Below are 13,803 nucleotides of genomic sequence, written 5' to 3'. Positions count from 1 at the left end.
AGTTAATATGAAGAAAACAAAGATCGTTGGCACAATGGGGCCGGCAACTCAATCAAAGAAAGTAATGGTCGATCTACTTCACGCAGGAATGAATGTAGCCCGTTTTAATTTTTCTCACGGTGATCAAGCATCGCAATTAAACCATATCAACTTATTTAAAGAGGCCCGTCAAGAAGCCGGTGTTATAGCTGGTATCTTATTAGATACCAAGGGACCTGAAATAAGAACGCATAAGATGGAAAATAATGGCATTCTATTAGAAAAAGGTCATAAAATCCGGATAGCGATGACTGAGGTTTTAGGTAGTGCTGATAAGTTTTCTATCACCTATGAAGGCTTAATTGATGATGTGACTATCGGTTCGCTTATTCTAATCGATGACGGTTTAATTGAATTGGAAGTTGAAGCCATTGATGATCAAGCCAAGGAAATTGCTTGTGTGGTAGTCAATTCAGGTGTCTTAAAATCACAAAAGGGTATTAATGTACCAGGTATTTCTTTAAATATTGCGGGTATCACTGAAAAAGACAAGCAAGATATTCGTTTTGGCGCGCGTCAAGATGTTGACTTTATAGCGGCCTCCTTTGTGCGCCGTCAAAATGATGTGATGGAAATACGTGCTATTCTAGAAGAAGAAAACAAGACCAATATTAAGATTATCTCTAAAATTGAAAACCGGCAGGGTGTCGATAATATTGATGAAATTATAGAAGTATCAGATGGGATTATGGTTGCCCGCGGAGATTTAGGGGTCGAAGTGCCAACAGAAGACGTGCCTCTTATTCAAAAAATGATTATTAAGAAATGTAATCGAGCAGGTATTCCAGTCGTGACAGCTACACAAATGTTAGATTCTATGCAAAGAAACCCTAGACCTACACGAGCCGAAGCAGGAGACGTGGCCAATGCTATTTTTGACGGAACGGATGCTGTCATGCTTTCTGGGGAAACAGCGGCAGGGGATTATCCTTTAGAAGCTGTGAAAATGATGGCTAAGATATGTGAACGGACTGAATCACAATTATTAGGTCAGGATGCCTTTACCTTGAAGAAATTCAATCAGTCAGACTTGACTGAAGCTATTGGTCAAGCGGTGGGACATACTGCTCGTAATCTGGGGATTCAAACCATCGTGGCAGCAACCTCTTCTGGCTATACGGCACGCATGATTGCTAAATACCGGCCGTCTTCTAATATCTTAGCAGCTACCTTTGAGGAAGAAGCACAACGTTCACTCACACTGGTGTGGGGGGTTCAACCTTTCGTTATTGGTAAGCCTGATTCAACCGATGAGATGTTAGATTCTGCTTCAGCCATGGCAGTAAGGCAAGGTTTTGCTAAAGAAGGCGACTTGATTATCATTACTGCGGGCGTTCCGGTTGGTGAAAAAGGCACGACCAACATTATGAAGATTCAATTAATTGGAACCAAGTTAGCTGAAGGACAAGGTGTTGGCAGTGGCAACTTCATTGGTAAGGCAGTGATTGCTCATACCGCTGAAGAGGCTAATGCTTATGTCAAAGAAGATACTGTATTAGTCACTAGCCAGACCGACCGTGATTACACTCCAGCTTTAGAAAGGGTGGGCGCTATTATCTGTGAAAGCGGAGGTATTACTTCCCATGCCGCTATTCTTGGCTTAGAAAGAGGCATACCGGTAGTAGTAGCAGTAGAAGGTGCTATGGAAGCTATTAAACAAAATGAACTGATTACTGTGGATGCTCGTCGTGGAATTATCTATCGCGGAGCAACGGTATCCATCTAGTATAGCAGAGTTCTATCTAAGACACTTATTTTAAGACATTTCTTGGCTTATTTATTGATGGGCTGAAGAAATGTCTTTTTGCTTGCCATCTTTTCTCTTTGCTTACAGAATGTGTTAAAATTGTTAATAGAAGACTAAGCGACTAGAATTAATTGTCTTTTGCTTAGGATAGAGTCGGTCTTTACTTTAGGATAGCTCAATCAGCTTGAAGAGAGTTTGATCAGATAGGAGAATGAAAGATGAAATTAGGAAGAATTACCGAATGTAAGATAAGTGACGAGAATGAAAACAGTTATTTTGCGCAAGTGGAAGGGATAACCTTTCGCTTAGACAAGGATCAAATCCAAGGTCAAAGTTATCACTTAGGCGACCAAATTAAAGGGCTTATTTATGAGGATATGAATCGTGAGGCCCGTATTCAATTAGACATCCCTAAGGCAGCTAGTGGTCACTATGATTGGGGCACAGTAACTCAAGTACGTAAAGACTTGGGTGTGTTTGTGGATATTGGACTTTATCAAAAGGACCTAGTAGTTTCTTTGGATAATTTACCAGATGATAAAAGTCAATGGCCTCAAAAAGGGGACCAGCTCTACTTGACAATGACTGTGGATAATAAGAACCGTTTTTGGGGCGAATTAGCAAGATTTGACCAGATGGAAGAATTATTTATCAAGGCAGCTGACCGTTTGATGAATCAAGATTTAGAAGTAACCATTTTTCAATTGAAATTAGTAGGAGCTTTGGCAATTTCTAAAGAGAACTTCCGCAGCTTTATACATGAGAGCGAATGGATGTTACCCCCGCGTTTGGGTCAAAAAATCAAGGGACGGGTAGTCAAGGTACAAAGTGATGGGTCTTTAAACTTGTCCTTAAAACCAAGAGCCCATGAAGCCATTAGCGATGATGCGACTATGTTAATACGTCTATTAGAAAAGACGCCCAATCATTTCTTACCTTATCACGACAAGTCTGATCCTGAAGCTATTAAGCGAGAATTTGGTATTTCTAAGGGACAATTTAAGCGCGCGGTCGGTTCCTTAATGAAGAATAAGCAAATTCGTCAAGAGGCTAATCAGGGGATTTACTTGGTAACGTCAGAAAATGAATAAGGCGGTCAATCAACAGTTACAAAATTATTTAGCGGATTTTAAGCGCTATTTACAAATTGATCAAGTCAAATCAAAAAATACAATCCAAGCCTATGTAAGAGATTTAAAAAAATTTATAGACTACCATCAAGACCATGCTACACAAAGCTTAGACCAAATCGATTATAGCTACATGCAAGGGTTTTTAGCTCATTTACACCAGCAAAATTATGCCACATCTTCTACTTCACGGCTTTTATCAGCTATGAAACAGTTTTTTCATTATTTGTTAAAAGAAGGGGTTATCCAGCAAAACCCCTTGCAATTAGTTCAAGGACCCAAGCAAGCCAAAAGCCTACCTAAAGTTCTATCAATGGAAGAAGTGGAAGCCCTTATTCAAGCACCGAATATAGCCACTTTAACCGGTTTAAGAGACCGAGCCATCTTAGAAGTCCTTTATGCTTGTGGCCTACGTGTGAGTGAATTAACTCAGCTTCAGTTAGCTGACTTACACTTAGACTTGGGTTTTGTTCAAACTTTAGGTAAGGGCAATAAGGAAAGAATCATTCCCTTAGGGGATGAAGCCATCTATTGGGTTGATCAATACTTACAAGATGCCCGAGGTGTTTTTGCTAGTAAAAAGACTGCTCAAGCAGGCCAGATTCTCTTCTTAACAGAAAGAGGAAAGGCCTTCACCCGCCAAGGCATCTGGAAAAATCTTAATAAATATGTTCAACAAGCAGGAGTCAATCAAAGAGTTTCACCACACATGTTGAGGCACTCTTTTGCCACTCATTTGTTAGAAAATGGTGCCGATTTACGCATGGTTCAAGAACTGTTGGGTCATGCAGACATATCGACCACTCAAATATATACACATATTTCACATCACCGCTTACAGGAAGTTTACCGTAAGAACTTTCCACGCGCTTGATGCGATTAAAGGAGGAAATAAAATGTTTAAAAGAATACACTTAATCGTTATGGACTCTGTCGGAATTGGACAAGCACCCGATGCAGAAGAATTTGGAGACTCTAACGTTCACACCTTAGGCCACATTGCCGAAAACTTTGATTTAAACTTAAAAAATATGGCTCAAATGGGTCTGGGTAAAATTGACACCATCAAAGGGGTAGAAGCCGTCGATCAAACTTCCGCCTACTGGACTAAATTACAAGAACGTTCAGCTGGTAAAGACACCATGACTGGCCACTGGGAAATGATGGGTCTTTATATCGACCAGCCCTTTAGAGTCTTTCCAGCTGGTTTCCCACAAGAGTTGATTGAAAAATTAGAAAAATTTGCTAAGCGTAAGGTAATTGGGAATAAGGTGGCTTCTGGAACCGAAATTATTAAAGAATTAGGACCCGAGCAATTAGAAACGGGAGCATTAATTGTATATACATCAGCCGATTCTGTTTTACAGATTGCTGCTCACGAAGAAGTCATTCCTTTAGAAGAACTTTACAAGGTCTGTGAATATGCCCGTGAGATTACTCTGGAAGATCCTTACATGATTGGTCGGATTATTGCCCGACCTTATGTCGGTCAAATAGGTAATTTCGAAAGAACCAGCAATCGTCATGACTATGCCTTGGATCCCTTTGGCAAAACGACCCTTGATTTCTTAAAAGATGACGGCAAATCGGTCATTGCAGTGGGCAAAATTAATGACATCTTTAATGGAGCGGGTATTACTCAAGCGATTCGCACTAAGTCCAATATGGACGGTGTCGATCAATTACTCAAGGTCATGGGGGAAGATTTTGAAGGTCTATCCTTCACCAACTTAGTGGACTTCGATGCCAAATATGGTCACCGTCGTGACCCTCAAGGCTATGGTCAAGCCTTAGAAGACTTCGACGCCCGCATTCCTGAACTAATTCAAGCCATGAATGAAGAGGACTTGTTATTAATCACAGCCGACCATGGTAATGATCCGACTTATAAGGGAACCGATCATACCCGTGAATATGTGCCTTTATTGGCCTATTCTAAAAAGTTTAAAGCGGCAAGTGAACTACAAGCGCAGCACTTTGCTGATATCGCGGCCACTATTTCTGATAACTTTGGTGTTAAACAGACAGATCAAGGACAGTCGTTTTTAGCACAATTAAAATAGGAGAAGATTATGTATCAAAAAACCTTAGAATATTTAAAAGACCACGGTATGGTAGCCCCTCGAATTGGTTTAATTCTAGGCTCTGGTTTAGGAGATTTGGCAGATGAAATTAAAAATCCGGTTAAAATCCCTTATGAAGCTATCCCAAGTTTTCCAGTATCAACTGTTGAAGGTCATGCTGGTCAATTGGTCTATGGCAGCCTAGCTGGACAAAAAGTAATAGCATTACAAGGACGTTTTCACTATTACGAAGGCTATGACCTTGAAACAATCACCTTTCCGATTCGGATTTTTAAAGAATTAGGGGTCGAAAGTTTGATTCTTACAAATGCAGCCGGTGGGGTTAATAATAGTTTTAAACCTGGAGATCTAATGGTCATCAAGGATCAACTTAATTTTACAGGCGAAAATCCTTTGATTGGTAAAAACAATCCACAAGGTCCGCGCTTTGTTGATATGAGTCAAACTTATAGTAAAAGAGGCATTCAATTGCTACATCAAACAGCTAAAAGTTTAGGTTTTAGTTTACAAGAGGGAGTTTATGCATGGATGACCGGTCCTTCTTATGAGACCCCAGCTGAAATTAGAGCCATTCGTTTGATGGGGGGCGATGCAGTGGGAATGTCTACTGTTCCCGAAGCTATTGTAGCAAGACATGCTGGGCTGGAAGTCTTGGGAGTGTCTTGTATTACCAACTATGCAGCCGGTATGCAGGAGACACTTAACCACCAAGAAGTGATGGCTGTTTCTAGAGAAGTGAAACCACGATTTAAGCAATTAATTTATCAAGTGATTGAACAAATATAGGACTTTGTAAAGCTTTAAGTTGAAATTTCAGTCTTTGCATGGTAATATCTCAAGGAAATCTAATTAGAGATAGGAGGTCGCAAAAAATGCTAGTTCATTCAACGCATAAGAATGAAAAAGTTGTCTTAGGACTCTTAAGTTTAACTTGCGAAGGTGAAGATCAAATGGCTCAAGCAGGCGAAATTTTAACTAAATATCGCGACCAAGAAGGTTTCGACCTTTACTTATATAAAGATCCTGAAACAAGCAACTTCGTTGGTTTAATCGGTATTGAGCAGCGTAAAGTTGAAACGGATCCCCAAGAAAATCTTTCGACAATAATCGTTCACCTTATATCGGTTATTCCTTCCTTTGAAGGAGAGTCCGTGGATTATCAATTGTTCAAAGAACTTAAAGATATGTTTCCACAAATTCAAATCTCAGGTTCCATTCAATCAGAAACCCAAGATATGATTGCCCAGTTTGCTGAGAAATATCGTCAGCAGATAAAAGCAAATAGTGAAGGGGAAGCCAATTAATGCAAGAGGATCGAACCAATCAAGACTTAACCCTTAAATTAACGGCCTTTCAAGGGCCGTTTGATTTGCTTTTACACCTAATTAAAGAGTTAGAAGTCGATATTAACGATATACCCATGACGGAAATTACTGACCAATATTTGGCTTATATTGACCAGATGCAGGAATTAGACCTCGATAAGGTCGGAGAATATTTAGTGATGGCGGCCACTCTATTAGAGATCAAGAGTCGTCTCTTAATTCCCATTGAACCGGATGAATTGGATGGTGATTTAGAAGACCAAGATCCGCGGAGTGGTCTGGTTCAGCAACTGCTCATTTATCAACAATTTCAGCTAGTAGCGGACACCTTAGAAGATATGCAAGTGGATCGTAGTAAGCACTATTCAAGACCAGCGGCAGATCTTTCAAACTTTATAGCTTTTATTCCCTTAGAAGAAGGTGAGCTTTCGCTAGAGCAATTACAAACCAGTTTGAAGAGCGTTTTGCAAGCGCAAGAACAAAGACAACCTAAAGAAAAAGAAGTTCATCATGATCAAGTTTCAGTGACGGACAAAATGCAATTCATTCGGCAACAATTTCAATCCATTAAGCCTAATCAATCCATTGCTTTTTCGTCTCTTTTATCGAATGGCTCTCGACCAGAAATTATTGCCACATTTATTGCTGTTTTAGAAATGGTCCGTAAGCAAGTTCTCGTTTTTCAACAAGAAAGTTATCTAGATAGCATTGAACTGCGTTTGAGGGAGGAAGGTTATGCTTAGAAAAATAGCAGGCATTATTTTTGTTGCCGGGGAAGAAGGCGTGACCTTGAATGAGTTAGCCGCTCTTTTAAATCTCTCACCAACAGAAATTAAGCCTATGATTGAAGAAGTCCAGCAAACTTTAAAAGACCATCCACTATCGCCAATTGATTTGGTCCAATTTGGCGAACGCTTCTTGTATGTAACCCAAGCAGACTTAGACCCCTTGATTGAAAATTTTGCTCAATCGCCACTGCAACAAAAGTTAAGTCGACCGGCTATTGAGACCTTGGCTATCGTAGCTTACCGTCAACCGATTACACGCATGACCATTGATGAAATTCGGGGCGTTTCTTCCCAAGCCATGTTACAAAAATTAGTCAGCCGAGACCTCATTAAGGAGGTAGGTAAGTTAGAAGCGCCTGGTAGACCCATACTTTATGGAGTCACCGATTACTTCCTCAATTACTTTGCGCTATCTTCCTTAGAGGATCTACCACCTATTGAAGATTTAGCCCTCAACAGTCAAACCGCTTCAGAAGAACTTTTTTCATTAAAAAGATGGGAAATTAATTTATTTGATCAAGAAGAATAAGGAGGAACTATGGAAAGACTACAAAAAGTTATGGCTCACGCAGGGGTTGCCAGTCGACGCAAATGTGAAGACATGATTAAAGAAGGTCGCGTCAAAGTAAATGGACAAGTGGTTCGTGAATTAGGAACCAAAGTCACCAGCAATGACCGTATTGAAGTAGACGAGGTGCCTATTTATAAGGAAGAACCGCGCTATATCTTACTTTACAAGCCAAAAAACTATATTTCAGCTGTGGCTGATGACAAGGGCCGTCCGGTGGTTACCGATTTAATCCATGGTATTGAAGAACGTATCTATCCGATTGGCAGATTAGACTTTGATACGACAGGCTTACTCTTATTAACCAATGATGGTGACTTTGCCAATCAGATGATGCATCCTAAGCATCAGATTGATAAGACATATATTGCGAAATTGGGTGGCATTCCTACAGCTAAGGAATTAAGACAATTAGAAAAGGGCGTAATGATTGATGGTCAAAAGACCTCCAAAGCTAGAGCTCGTCTCATTTCTAGCAATCAAGATAATCGTACAGCCGTTGCCCAATTAACCATCCATGAAGGCTGGAACCATCAAGTTAAGAAAATGTTTGAAGCCATTGGTTATCCCGTCTTCAAATTGAAGCGCGAATCTTTCGCTTTTCTTGGCTTAGATAATTTGAAACCGGGTATGTGGCGAGAGCTAACTGCCTTTGAAGTGGATAAATTAAGTAAGATGGCTTTAGATAGTGAATAAGAGCTTGCTTAAATCCGAGATAAATGCTATAATTCATTTAAATTAAATAACGTCTTCGGGGCAGGGTGAAATTCCCGACCGGCGGTAGAGTCCGCGAACTTAGCTGTGGCTAGGTTGAACTGGTGTAATTCCAGTACCGACAGTAAAGTCTGGATGGTAGAAGATAAGATATTGATAAGTTTATGCTTATTTAGGCTACCATCCTCTCAGTTTGAGTGGATGGTTTTTTTATCAATGGACCCTCCTAAAGACGTAAAAAAAAGGAGAATCATTATGAAGAATCGAAAAGTTCAGAAAGTCACACTTTTAGCCATTTTAGGAGCTTGGGCAGTCGTTCTACGTTTTTTTGACTTCCCAATCTTGCCATTTGCACCTTTTCTTAAGGTTGATTTTTCGGATCTTATGGCCTTGATTGGTATGTTAATTTACGGACCACAAGGCCTAGTTGCCGTGGCCTTCATTCGTGATTTGGTTAATTATATCCTTAAGGGAGGGGAAGCTGGTATTCCGATTGGGATGTTAATGAGTATGACAGCGACCTTAGCCATGTTTTTACCAAGCCACTTCATTTTGAAGTATTTAAAAGAAAAAGGGCAAGCTATTAAATTTTCTTTAATCTCTCTTAGTCTTGTCTTTAGTTTAACTCTCTCCATGGCTTGCTTTAATTACTATCTGGCTTTACCTATTTATGTCAAAGTCATGAACTTTCCCATTGATGATTATATGACTTATATCCTATCTGTCATTGTGCCATTCAATTTAATCAAGGGCTTAATCATGGTTGTCGGTCAAATTTTTGTCATTAAATCAATGAAGACCATATTGGGTCGCCGCATTAACTTCTATGATGGTTACATAGGAAAAGGTTACCGTTCTGCTACTAGAATATTACAACAGCAATAAGTAATTTACTTTTTTAGGTCAATTGTGTTTGCATCAAGTTTAGAGTTTGCTATAATATAAGAAATTGGACTCATATGCTAACCTAGCCTTTTTAGGTTTGTTGCTATGAATAGATATCTTAATATCGATTAGTGTAGGAGGAAGCTTGATGGCAAAGGATAACGAACGCTTTGATCAACCTGAAGATAAGGATCAAGGTTTAAATGAAAAAGCAAAAACCAAAAAATTTACTGCCCCATGGAACAATAAGTTTGGTGAGGATGAAAATTTCAAGAATCGTCAATTTTCACGCTCGGCTAGAAATCAACCGAAGCAGGAAGCAACCGTTTTATCAAACGCTTTGCTATTCTTCTTAATTTTCACTTTGATTTTCCCGTTTGCATTGTATGCTTATATCGACTCACAAAAGAGTGATAAGCCTTTAGAAAGTAAAACGGCTGAACAGGTTGTTCTAAGTAAGAGCACAACTGAAGAAGCAACGACAACCAAAGAAGAGAAGACAACAACTACTGAAGCTGTTACGCGTGAAATCGAAGCAACAACTACGACTCAAGCGCCTGTACCGACTCAACCAGCAGTTGAGACTTCTGCTCAACCACAAGCAGCGTCAACTTACCATACCGTAAGTGCGGGTGAATCATGGTGGTCAATCTCTCAAGCTTATGGTGTTGATGTTTATGACTTAGCTGCTGCCAACGGAACTACAATTGACGGTACTTTGATGCCAGGCTCACAAATCGTCATTCCATAAAAGAATAAGAAGGTTAAGGCTGAGTTAATTCTCAGCCTTTTTATGAGAAAGGAATTAACCAATGTTTTCAATTGCAATCGATGGCCCAGCGGCTTCTGGTAAGTCAACCGTCGCTAAACTTATCGCAAAAAAATACCAACTGACATATATCGATACTGGCGCTATGTATCGCGCAATCACTCTAGCTTGTTTGCTAAATAAAATAAATATTAATGATCCCCATCGTTTAGGAGAAATTTTACAAGCAGTCAAAATTTCTTTTGAAATGGATGGTGACCAACAAAAAGTTTTAATCAATGGGCATGATGTCAGTCAAGAAATTCGTTCGGTGGAAGTGACACAAAATGTTTCTAAGGTTTCTGCTAATCTAAGTGTCAGACAAGCCTTAGTCAAGCAGCAACAAGCTATAGCTAGTGAAGAAGCAGTGGTGATGGACGGACGAGATATTGGCACGGTAGTTCTACCAGATGCCAGTCTTAAGTTTTATCTTGTAGCTTCCAGTCTAGTAAGAGCTCAAAGACGCTATGAAGAAAATCTAACTAAGGGCATGGAGACCCAATCCCTAGAAGAGATTGAAGCTGAGATTATTAAACGCGACCACTACGATAGCAATCGTCAACACAGTCCTTTGCAAAAAGCAGAAGATGCTATTGAAATGGATACTTCAGACTTATCCATTGATCAAGTGGTTGAAAAATTAAGTGACTATATCGATTCTATAAAATAATTTTAAAAAGGAGGCTGATGAGCCTTTTTTTATTTTGATGAAACTAGATAATCAGATCTCGTTTAAATGAATAAAAGTCAGTAATAATAAATTTATTGATAATATCGGCCTTATTCGCAATATTCGCTAGACGATATCCCTTTCTTTTGTTATAATGTTTCTTAGAGTGCTTGCATAGTGTCTATTAGTAGACTCTATGTAAGTAACAATTTTTATAGGTAACGCTTAGGAGGAACGGGTAGAATGTCAGAGTTTGTTGAGAATAATGAAGTAAATGAAGAAGTAGAAGCAACGGAAGAGGTTGAGACTACTCAAGTAGAAGAAAGCAATGGTTCAGAAACTATTGAAACAATGGAAGATGCTTTAGATAGTGTCTTAGATATTAAAAGTGGCGATACCGTTTACGGTGATGTTTTAGCTTTTGATGAAAATAATCAAGTACGTGTAGCAATTAAAAACAGTGGTGGATTAGAAGGGGTTATCCCAGCTAACGAACTAGCTGCAACACGCGTTGAAGATCCTACTGAAGTTGTAGCAATTGGTGATGAAATCGAATTAGTAGTTATCAAGCCAATCCAAGATAAAGAAAATGGTAACTTCTTATTATCTAAAAAACGTGTCGATGCTAAAAAAGTGTGGGCAGAATTAAAAGAAAAATCAGAAAATGGCGAAACAATTGAAGCACCTGTTAAAGATGTTGTTAAGGGTGGTTTAGTAGTTGACGCTGGCGTTAGAGGATTTGTACCAGCTTCAATGGTAGAAGATTTCTTTGTGGATGACTTCTCACCTTATAAGGGTCAAACATTAGAGTTCAAGATTATTGAAATTGATGAAAACGACAACCGTTTAATCTTATCTCATAAAGAAATTGCACGTGAAAAACGTGAAGCTGAACGTGCTCAACGCATGGAAGAATTAGAAGAAAATACAGTTGTAGAAGGTAAAGTAGCTCGTCTAACTAACTTCGGTGCTTTCATCGATTTAGGTGGCGTTGACGGATTGGTTCACATCAGCCGTATCGCTCACGAACACGTTAAACATCCAAGTGATAAATTAACTGTTGGTGAAACAATTGAAGTTAAAATCTTGTCAATCGACAAGGAAGAAGGACGTATTTCACTTTCAATCAAGGATACCTTAGAAGGACCTTGGGAAAATATTGAAGAAAAAGCACCAGAAGGTTCTGTACATACAGGAACTGTTAAACGTTTAACTAACTTTGGTGCCTTTGTGGAAGTATTCCCTGGTGTTGAAGGTTTAGTACATATTTCTCAAATTGCTCATGAGCATATTGAAACTCCTCAAGATCGTTTAACTGAAGGCCAAGAAGTTGAAGTGAAAGTTCTTTCAACAGATGCAGAAGCTCAAAGATTATCCCTTTCCATTAAAGCTTTATTAGACAAGCCTGAAGGTTACGAAGAGCCAGTTCGTCGCGAACGTCAAGAATCAAATGATTCAGATCGTCCACGTCGTCCAAGAAGAAACCGTAATACAAATAATCAAACAGCTAACCGTTCTAACCAAGCCCGTCAAAACACTAACTCAATTAATGATGCAGCCAATGAAGGAAGCTTCACATTGGGTGACATGTTAGGCGATGCATTCAAGTCTTTACAAGACGATGCTGAGTAATCGATTCTAATAACATTACTTACTCCAATTGTTTCTTCCATTTTGCTGATTAGCTTAATGGAAGAAACAATTGGTTTTTAATTTATGGAGGTGAAAGTATGGAAATACCAGTAGTGGCTATTGTGGGCCGACCGAATGTCGGTAAGTCCACCTTATTTAATCGCTTAATTGGCGATCGTCTTTCGATTGTAGCCGATTATGAAGGGGTGACGCGTGATCGAATTTATGCAACAGGATCATGGTTAGGTCGTGAGTTTCGTCTGATTGATACCGGGGGTATTGATATGAGTGATGAACCCCTCATGCATAAAATTAAATATCAAGCTGAAATTGCAATGGAAGAAGCTGACGTTATTATTTTTATGACCTCAAGTCGAGAAGGCGTCACCGATGCGGATGAAGCCATAGCCCATTATTTACACCGCACCAATAAACCGGTGGTTTTAGCAGTCAATAAGGCGGACAATCCAGAACAAAGGCAGCAAGTCTATGAATTTTATGCTTTAGGTCATGGCGATCCCTATCCCATATCGTCTTCGCACGGAACCGGAACAGGGGATTTATTAGACCAATTAGTTTCGCACTTCCCAGCCGATAGTCCGGATGCAGATGATCGCGAACGCATTCGTTTTTCTTTTATTGGACGGCCAAATGTCGGCAAGTCTAGCCTGGTTAATGCCTTATTACAAGAAGAACGTGTGATTGTATCCAATATTGAGGGAACAACCCGTGAAGCAGTCGATACCGATTTTGTTAGTCAATCTGGACGCCATTTTACAGCAATCGACACAGCAGGTATTCGTAAGCGAGGCAAGGTTTATGAAAATACCGAAAAATATTCTGTCATGCGAGCCTTATCAGCCATTGACCGTTCAGACATTGTCTGTCTAGTAATCGATGCAGAGACTGGCATTCGTGAACAGGATAAGAGGGTAGCAGGATACGCTTTTGAAGCCAATAAGGGCATGGTTATTTTAGTCAATAAATGGGATGCCGTCGATAAGACCGACAAATTATTTGAGAAATTTACCGATGATATCCGGAATGAATTCCAATACTTATCTTTTGCGCCCATTCTTTTCGTTTCTGCCAAGACGGGCCAACGCTTAGAGAAACTACCGGCTATTTTGGAAGAAATCTATGAAAACCGCTATCGTCGCATTCAATCTTCGGTCTTGAATGACGTTTTGATGGATGCGATTGCCATGAACCCTACACCCACTGATAAGGGACGTCGGCTTAAGATTTATTATATGACTCAAGTGGCTGTCAATCCACCAACCTTTGTCGTCTTTGTTAATGATACAGAATTAATGCACTTCTCTTATGTAAGATTCTTAGAGAACAGGATGCGTGATTCCTTTTATTTTGACGGTACACCGCTCAATCTAATTATTCGTAATCGAAATTAAG

The 13,803-nt window shown here is 39.6% G+C and carries 14 protein-coding genes and 1 riboswitch; all 14 genes read left to right on the top strand.

The window, feature by feature from the left end:
- Positions 1-7: 7 nt before the first annotated feature.
- A complete protein-coding gene (gene pyk, locus ACQV2T_RS01030) occupies positions 8-1,765 on the top strand; it encodes a pyruvate kinase (RefSeq protein WP_428873725.1) in 1,758 nt (585 codons plus the stop codon).
- Between the two features lie 239 nt (positions 1,766-2,004).
- Positions 2,005-2,877, top strand: coding sequence for a CvfB family protein (locus ACQV2T_RS01025; protein ID WP_428893122.1), 873 nt, complete (start codon positions 2,005-2,007; stop codon positions 2,875-2,877).
- A complete protein-coding gene (gene xerD, locus ACQV2T_RS01020; protein ID WP_428874795.1) occupies positions 2,870-3,790 on the top strand; it encodes a site-specific tyrosine recombinase XerD in 921 nt (306 codons plus the stop codon). Before ACQV2T_RS01025 ends, xerD begins: the two co-directional genes overlap by 8 nt.
- A gap of 22 nt (positions 3,791-3,812) precedes the next feature.
- Entirely contained in the window at positions 3,813-4,979 is a 1,167-nt protein-coding gene (gene deoB / locus ACQV2T_RS01015) for a phosphopentomutase (protein ID WP_428873721.1), read from the top strand.
- Positions 4,980-4,988: 9 nt separating this feature from the next.
- The gene (locus ACQV2T_RS01010) at positions 4,989-5,786 is read left to right on the top strand and encodes a purine-nucleoside phosphorylase (protein WP_428874794.1); all 798 of its coding nucleotides are present in this window, start codon (positions 4,989-4,991) and stop codon (positions 5,784-5,786) included.
- 86 nt (positions 5,787-5,872) lie between these two features.
- The gene (locus ACQV2T_RS01005; protein WP_428873719.1) at positions 5,873-6,304 is read left to right on the top strand and encodes a hypothetical protein; all 432 of its coding nucleotides are present in this window, start codon (positions 5,873-5,875) and stop codon (positions 6,302-6,304) included.
- Positions 6,304-7,068, top strand: a complete 765-nt coding sequence (locus ACQV2T_RS01000; protein WP_428881868.1) for a segregation and condensation protein A — start codon at positions 6,304-6,306, stop codon at positions 7,066-7,068. Before ACQV2T_RS01005 ends, ACQV2T_RS01000 begins: the two co-directional genes overlap by 1 nt.
- A complete protein-coding gene (scpB, locus tag ACQV2T_RS00995; RefSeq protein WP_428873717.1) occupies positions 7,061-7,642 on the top strand; it encodes an SMC-Scp complex subunit ScpB in 582 nt (193 codons plus the stop codon). Before ACQV2T_RS01000 ends, scpB begins: the two co-directional genes overlap by 8 nt.
- 9 nt (positions 7,643-7,651) lie before the next feature.
- A complete protein-coding gene (locus tag ACQV2T_RS00990) occupies positions 7,652-8,377 on the top strand; it encodes a pseudouridine synthase (RefSeq protein WP_428893121.1) in 726 nt (241 codons plus the stop codon).
- Between the two features lie 47 nt (positions 8,378-8,424).
- A riboswitch (FMN riboswitch) is annotated at positions 8,425-8,546 on the top strand.
- A gap of 104 nt (positions 8,547-8,650) precedes the next feature.
- Positions 8,651-9,280, top strand: a complete 630-nt coding sequence (locus ACQV2T_RS00985) for an ECF transporter S component (RefSeq protein WP_428876360.1) — start codon at positions 8,651-8,653, stop codon at positions 9,278-9,280.
- A gap of 148 nt (positions 9,281-9,428) precedes the next feature.
- Positions 9,429-10,031, top strand: a complete 603-nt coding sequence (locus ACQV2T_RS00980; RefSeq protein WP_428873713.1) for a LysM peptidoglycan-binding domain-containing protein — start codon at positions 9,429-9,431, stop codon at positions 10,029-10,031.
- 61 nt (positions 10,032-10,092) lie between these two features.
- A complete protein-coding gene (gene cmk / locus ACQV2T_RS00975; protein ID WP_428893120.1) occupies positions 10,093-10,758 on the top strand; it encodes a (d)CMP kinase in 666 nt (221 codons plus the stop codon).
- Positions 10,759-11,109: 351 nt separating this feature from the next.
- Complete coding sequence (gene rpsA, locus ACQV2T_RS00970) at positions 11,110-12,390, top strand: 30S ribosomal protein S1 (protein WP_428873767.1); 1,281 nt, start codon at positions 11,110-11,112, stop codon at positions 12,388-12,390.
- Between the two features lie 98 nt (positions 12,391-12,488).
- Positions 12,489-13,802 (top strand): ribosome biogenesis GTPase Der, encoded by a 1,314-nt coding sequence (gene der, locus ACQV2T_RS00965; RefSeq protein ID WP_428873711.1) that lies wholly within the window; start codon positions 12,489-12,491, stop codon positions 13,800-13,802.
- The last annotated feature ends 1 nt before the right edge of the window (position 13,803 follow it).

Source organism: Facklamia sp. P13069 (assembly GCF_050409405.1).
Taxonomy (GTDB): domain Bacteria; phylum Bacillota; class Bacilli; order Lactobacillales; family Aerococcaceae; genus Facklamia.
The sequence above is the reverse complement of the archived record's forward strand: the minus strand, read 5'-3'. Positions and strand labels throughout refer to the sequence as shown.

Excerpts from the sequence above, each read along its gene's own strand:
- scpB (WP_428873717.1), top strand. The coding sequence starts at position 7,061 with ATGCTTAGAAAAATAGCAGGCATTATTTTTGTTGCCGGGGAAGAAGGC.
- ACQV2T_RS01000 (WP_428881868.1), top strand. The coding sequence starts at position 6,304 with ATGCAAGAGGATCGAACCAATCAAGACTTAACCCTTAAATTAACGGCC.
- ACQV2T_RS00985 (WP_428876360.1), top strand. The coding sequence starts at position 8,651 with ATGAAGAATCGAAAAGTTCAGAAAGTCACACTTTTAGCCATTTTAGGA.
- ACQV2T_RS00990 (WP_428893121.1), top strand. The coding sequence starts at position 7,652 with ATGGAAAGACTACAAAAAGTTATGGCTCACGCAGGGGTTGCCAGTCGA.
- deoB (WP_428873721.1), top strand. The coding sequence starts at position 3,813 with ATGTTTAAAAGAATACACTTAATCGTTATGGACTCTGTCGGAATTGGA.
- rpsA (WP_428873767.1), top strand. The coding sequence starts at position 11,110 with ATGGAAGATGCTTTAGATAGTGTCTTAGATATTAAAAGTGGCGATACC.
- der (WP_428873711.1), top strand. The coding sequence starts at position 12,489 with ATGGAAATACCAGTAGTGGCTATTGTGGGCCGACCGAATGTCGGTAAG.
- ACQV2T_RS01010 (WP_428874794.1), top strand. The coding sequence starts at position 4,989 with ATGTATCAAAAAACCTTAGAATATTTAAAAGACCACGGTATGGTAGCC.
- ACQV2T_RS01005 (WP_428873719.1), top strand. The coding sequence starts at position 5,873 with ATGCTAGTTCATTCAACGCATAAGAATGAAAAAGTTGTCTTAGGACTC.
- ACQV2T_RS01025 (WP_428893122.1), top strand. The coding sequence starts at position 2,005 with ATGAAATTAGGAAGAATTACCGAATGTAAGATAAGTGACGAGAATGAA.
- pyk (WP_428873725.1), top strand. The coding sequence starts at position 8 with ATGAAGAAAACAAAGATCGTTGGCACAATGGGGCCGGCAACTCAATCA.
- cmk (WP_428893120.1), top strand. The coding sequence starts at position 10,093 with ATGTTTTCAATTGCAATCGATGGCCCAGCGGCTTCTGGTAAGTCAACC.
- xerD (WP_428874795.1), top strand. The coding sequence starts at position 2,870 with ATGAATAAGGCGGTCAATCAACAGTTACAAAATTATTTAGCGGATTTT.
- ACQV2T_RS00980 (WP_428873713.1), top strand. The coding sequence starts at position 9,429 with ATGGCAAAGGATAACGAACGCTTTGATCAACCTGAAGATAAGGATCAA.